Origin of the sequence: Bacillus sp. NH11B (assembly GCF_001884205.1) — a bacterium.
Taxonomy (GTDB): domain Bacteria; phylum Bacillota; class Bacilli; order Bacillales; family Bacillaceae_G; genus Bacillus_A; species Bacillus_A proteolyticus.
In genome coordinates this window covers 1-5582 of the sequence record NZ_MAOG01000082.1, presented here as the reverse complement: position 1 = coordinate 5582, position 5582 = coordinate 1, and the positions used below count along the sequence as shown (strand labels likewise).

Below are 5582 nucleotides of genomic sequence, written 5' to 3'. Positions count from 1 at the left end.
GATAGTTCGGCAGTAAACACAGGTGAAGAAGGCGATCAAATAGAAGAATGCGATTAAAGAAAGAAAAATAATGTGAATTTTAAAGGTTCCCTCTGTTTATCTGAGGGATTTTTTTACTTTCATTGTTTGTAATTTGATAATAAACTTAAACCGTATGTATTCAAAGTGAACGAATAATGGATACAGGATTTGGTGATAGCCTATAAAGAAAAGACACCCTAAGGTGCCTTCCTCCGACTTGAACCATCTTAATTTTAATAATATGTATTGGACTCTCATCCAAATATTATTTTACTATGTTAAGTAATATTTGGGTACCGCCAGCATTTTTGAAGAAAACACGTAAGTTTACCTGATCAACTAAATTGACTATCTATTCTTAGCTTCTGCCTCGATTGTCTGCTTCATAATTGCAGCTGTTGATAAGGATCATATTATAGAAGCGGCAACGCAATTTGAAGAACGTCTATTCATTACGAAGCATAACCGTGCTGGAAAGGGACTAGGTGTTCAACTGTTTCAGTCTGTTGCTTCTTTACAAGAATACGTAGAAAGTGCAGCATTTGAAGAGCCAGTAGATGGTATTACATTAATTCAAGAATACATTCAATCTCCTGAGCCTTACATTACACGTTGTGGGTTTGTAGGCGGGAAATTTGTATATGCAGTTCAAGTCGATACGTCCAAAGGCTTTGAATTGTGCCCAGCTGATGCTTGTCAAATTGGAGATTTGTTCTGTCCTGTTGGAGAGAAAGCCCCGGAAAAACCAAAGTTTCAAATTATTGAGGGCTTTGATGACCCAATTATTCAAAAGTATGAGGCTGTTTTGGCTGCAAATGATATCGCCATCGCGGGCATTGAGTTTATTCGAAATGCCGATGGTGAAATTTTTACTTATGATATTAATACAAACACAAACTACAATGCTGACGCTGAAGCAGTTGTTGGAAAATACGGTATGCTCGAGATTGCGAAGTTTCTTAGTAGTGAATTAGAGAAAATATAATAGATAGGGAGAAAGCTGCTGATGAAGCAGCTTTTTTTGTAAGTTTAATTTGAGCGCAAATTGTTAATTTTGTATCTAAAACTACATACAGGAAGCACCATACATGCCCATCAACTTAAGATATGGATATGAAATAAAATCACGATGTTTATAAGAAAGATGCGATGCTATATCTTTTCAATTAAAGAATTATAAATGTGTTTGGATCAAACTTTTTTATAAAAATTGAACATCCAGTCACAAAGAAAGACTCTATTTTGATCAATCTTTTTTCAAAATGGAGTCTTTTTGTGTAACACAGAATGTGGATTTGTAAGAGGTTTTTAATCAAACTTTATAAACAGTATGTTTTTTATCTTAAATCAATTATATCCATAGATTTAAGAAAAATTCTGTTATAAGATGCATCAGTACAAGTTATTAAATTTTTTATCGGATTTATGTCAGTTATAGTCATATATCTAGTAAGCAAATGATCATCTCTATAATAAGTAATCAATTTCTTCTCTTCAGAAAGAAATGAACATAGTAACTTGTTTTCAATAATTTCTTGTTCGTCTGGGGTTAATGTAGGGCGCTCCACTTTTGTTTGTTTTTTAACAATCTTACCAATACCGATGAATTTCTTCGGTATCGAAGCAAATGGAGTCCGATTAATCATTCCTATTTCTTTTGGTATATGTGTATAGTTCATGCTGTATCTCCCCCTAATTACTATTAATAACCGTATCATTGTATCATACTTTAAATATATTAGGATTATTTATGTAATTATAAAATAAATATTTAGAGGTTTTTAGCTCCTTATTAAATCAAACCAATTTAACTAAGAATGATTTATATATATAATAGGAGAAATTACTGTGGAGTCCCTTTGTAGGTAAGTGTGTTGTTGCTGGTTCTGTTGATACAGGATAAGGATTTATAATTGATGCGAAGATAAGTGTAAATGGTTCGTATCAATATAAAGTGCATAATAGTCATTGGCAAGTGTTCTATATTACGGCTAGTAATACGTATGTGAATGTGCGTTAATTCAACGGAAAAGGTTGCCTATTACGGGCAGTCTTTTTCGTGCTGTATGTAACATTATTTACTTGTTATTTTTTTCGTTTGTCAATTTCGGGTGCTCATTTAACCAAATATCTATTAAATCTCGTAATGTAATAGTTTCTATTTCAAGAGGGATTTCATCTTCATCATACTTATTAAATATAGAAGTTCTATCTTTTCGAACATCTGCTCCAAAAATATTCGCACTTATTTTTTCATAATCACTTTTTTCGTTTAAAACTTTATCTACTGTCGCTTTTAAATAAAGTCACGATTTTTATAAAAAAGACGCGATGTTTTGAATAAAGTCACGACGTTTATAAAAAAGTTGCGATGCTTTATCTTTTTGATCGAAGAATTTTAAATGAGTTTGGATTGTGATTTTGAATAAAATTTTGTTTTCACTTTTTGATCAAACTGTGTTTTAAAGCCACACAATTTAGGATTAAGATTTTTATGGAAGGGACGTATAAAGAAAGAAGGAATATACATTGTTGATTCTAAAGAAGTAGTAAGCAGTAATTTGAGGTAAAGATGATTGTGATATTGCATTCCATAAAAAAGAATGCTACTCTAAAAATAGAATTATGAGAGGACTGATGGATGAATAATGATTAACTAATCTATATTTAAATTTGAAATTAATAAATTCAAACTACAAAATATAGGGTTAGTCTATCCATTTTTATAAATCAGTTCATACTTTATTTGTCATGATTCCAATGATTAATAAGAACTTATTAAGTATAAGTGAAAGACTAATCCTTCCGATTACAAATTGGGAGGATTTTTTTATTCTCTTATAGGTAAGTTGATATTTATTAATCCGTAACTGTAACCTAACAAATAAAGGAGAGAGAAAAATGAGTAATTCAGACACTATTGTTACACATGTAATGCTCTATATAAGTCGTTAATATCCATCAAACTTATATGGAGGAATTAAAAAATTGATGGATATTCCGACTTTATATGAAAAGTGTTGATATATAAAGGAGGAATTATTATGTCAATGATAAAAGTTCAAGACTTAACTTTTTCATACCCAGGTAGCTTTGATAATATTTTTGAAGGTGTGAACTTTCAAATAGATACGGATTGGAAACTGGGGTTTATTGGTAGAAACGGACGAGGTAAAACGACATTCTTTAATTTATTATTAGGTAATTATGAGTATAGTGGGAAAATCACTTCTTCGGTAGAATTTAATTATTTCCCTTACCCAGTTTCGGATAAGAACAAGTTCACTCATGAAATCCTTGAAGAAATTTGTCCCCAAGCAGAAGATTGGGAATTTCTGCGTGAAATATCCTATTTAAATGTTGATGCCGAGGTCATGTATCGACCATTTAAAACATTATCAAATGGAGAACAAACAAAGGTGTTGCTTGCTGCACTGTTTTTGAATGAGGGTCAATTTCTATTAATTGATGAGCCAACAAATCATCTAGACACTGATGCACGAAAGATGGTCTCTGATTATCTAAGGAAGAAAAAAGGGTTTATTTTGATTTCACATGACAGAATCTTTTTAGATGGTTGCGTTGACCATATATTATCTATAAATAGAGCAAATATTGAAGTTCAAAGTGGTAACTATTCTTCTTGGAAGTTAAATTTTGATAGACAGCAGGAACACGAAGAGGCTATAAATGAGCGTCTACAAAAAGACATAGGGAGATTAAAACAGTCTTCAAAGAATTCAGCAGGTTGGTCTCATCAAGTGGAAGCTTCCAAAAATGGAACAAGGAATTCAGGATCTAAGTTAGATAAGGGTTTTGTAGGACATAAAGCGGCCAAGATGATGAAGAGAGCGAAGAACCTTGAATCAAGGCAACAAAAAGCTATTGAAGAAAAGTCGAAATTACTAAAAAATGTGGAGAAAACTGAGTCGTTAAAATTAGAACAATTGAAATTTCAGTCAAATGAATTGGTTGTTTTGACTGATGTGTCTGTTAAGTATGATGACCAAATAGTAAATGAACCAATTAGCTTCATAGTTGAACAAGGGGACCGAATTGTACTTGATGGAAAGAATGGAAGCGGGAAAAGTAGTATCCTAAAACTAATTCTAGGGCGTCCGGTACAGCATACAGGCTCAGTTAATTTAGGTTCAGGACCCATCATTTCCTATGTCCAACAAGATACTTCTCATTTGAAGGGATCGTTATCGGACTTTATTGAAGAGCACGAGATTGATGAGACGTTATTTAAATCCATCCTACGTAAGATGGATTTTGACCGAATTCAATTTGAGAAAGATATATCTCATTATTCTGGTGGACAAAAGAAAAAGCTGCTTATCGCTAAAAGTTTATGTGAAAAAGCTCATTTATATATATGGGATGAACCATTAAATTTTATTGATATTTATTCGCGCATGCAGATTGAAGAGCTTATTCAACAATTTAATCCCACAATGGTTATTGTTGAGCATGATAAGGCATTTCAACAAACAGTTGCAACAAAAACTATATCTATGTAGTTCAAAGTGAATGATTGAAGATATAATCAGTAAATCAAGTCATTAAACTATAGGGCGCTTTAATGGAGTGATGAAAAAAGCCTAATTTCTCTACAATAAATTGAGAAATTAGGCTTTTTAATAGGAAAAGTAGGATACATATTAACAGAATGCACTCATAAATGGGAATATGATATAAGACCAGCAGGTTTTCCTACTATTAAAGAAGATGTTTAGGTTTGAATGATACAGGATTAGTTGTGTGATATTACAAAGTGTGAATATAAAATAAAGTCACTACTTGGTTTATCTAGGGGTTAATCAATTAACAGGTATTGTAGTTGAACAAGCAATACAATAAATGATTAAACTTATTTATAAAAAAATAATTCGTTAGAATATTTTAAGAGCAAGTTTTGAACAATCTTTTTTCAAAATGGATTCTTTTTATTTATCGTAAAAATTGGGATTGTGAGGTATTTTTGAACAAACTTTATTTCAAAGCTACATCTACAGTTTCTGCTATCCAATCACTTCCTATCTCTATGGGATAATGCATATAAAGAAACAGGAAAGGGTTTGACATATGGTACATGCTCTGCCAAACTTCATGCCATGAAGAAAGAGTTTGTTTGGCTAAAAGAAGTGGATAGTATTGCGATTCAGTCGTCTGTTCGCAACCTTGCGGATGCTTATACACGCCTTTTCAAAAAACAAAACAATGCCCCGCGTTTCAAATCTAAGAAGAACAACGTACAATCTTATACCACAAAACAAACAAATGAAAACATTGCCGTTGTAGGAAACAAAATAAAATTGCCAAAACTAGGTCTTGTTCGATTTGCCAAAAGTCGTGAAGTAAAAGGACGTATTTTAAATGCTACAGTTAGACGGAACCCTTCTGGCAAATACTTTGTGTCATTGTTAGTTGAAACAGCAGTGCAAGAACTTCCGAAAACAAATTCTTACATTGGAATGGATGTGGGACTAAAAGATTTCGCCATTTTGTCAGATGGAACAACCTATAAAAATCCGAAATTTATTCGGTCATTAGAAGAA

At 32.2% G+C, this 5582-nt stretch carries 2 protein-coding genes and 4 pseudogenes; 4 read left to right on the top strand and 2 right to left on the bottom strand.

Annotation, left to right across the window (positions count from 1 at the left end):
• Positions 1-409: 409 nt before the first annotated feature.
• A pseudogene (locus BAU27_RS11795) lies at positions 410-1006 on the top strand (ATP-grasp domain-containing protein); the annotation flags it as partial.
• 352 nt (positions 1007-1358) lie between these two features.
• Here the strand turns inward: BAU27_RS11795 and BAU27_RS11790 are convergent.
• Positions 1359-1700, bottom strand: coding sequence for a YolD-like family protein (locus tag BAU27_RS11790; protein ID WP_071770971.1), 342 nt, complete (start codon positions 1698-1700; stop codon positions 1359-1361).
• Positions 1701-1897: 197 nt separating this feature from the next.
• Here BAU27_RS11790 and BAU27_RS33545 point away from each other — a divergent pair.
• Positions 1898-2041 (top strand): annotated as a pseudogene (locus BAU27_RS33545) (N-acetylmuramoyl-L-alanine amidase); the annotation flags it as partial.
• Between the two features lie 58 nt (positions 2042-2099).
• Here BAU27_RS33545 and BAU27_RS11785 read toward each other — a convergent pair.
• Positions 2100-2324 (bottom strand): annotated as a pseudogene (locus tag BAU27_RS11785) (hypothetical protein); the annotation flags it as partial.
• A 741-nt stretch (positions 2325-3065) separates the two neighbouring features.
• On the opposite strand from BAU27_RS11785, the gene BAU27_RS11780 reads away from it, so the two are divergent.
• Positions 3066-4544, top strand: a complete 1479-nt coding sequence (locus tag BAU27_RS11780; RefSeq protein WP_071770970.1) for an Lsa family ABC-F type ribosomal protection protein — start codon at positions 3066-3068, stop codon at positions 4542-4544.
• A 507-nt stretch (positions 4545-5051) separates the two neighbouring features.
• Positions 5052-5582: pseudogene (locus BAU27_RS11775) on the top strand (RNA-guided endonuclease TnpB family protein); the annotation flags it as partial.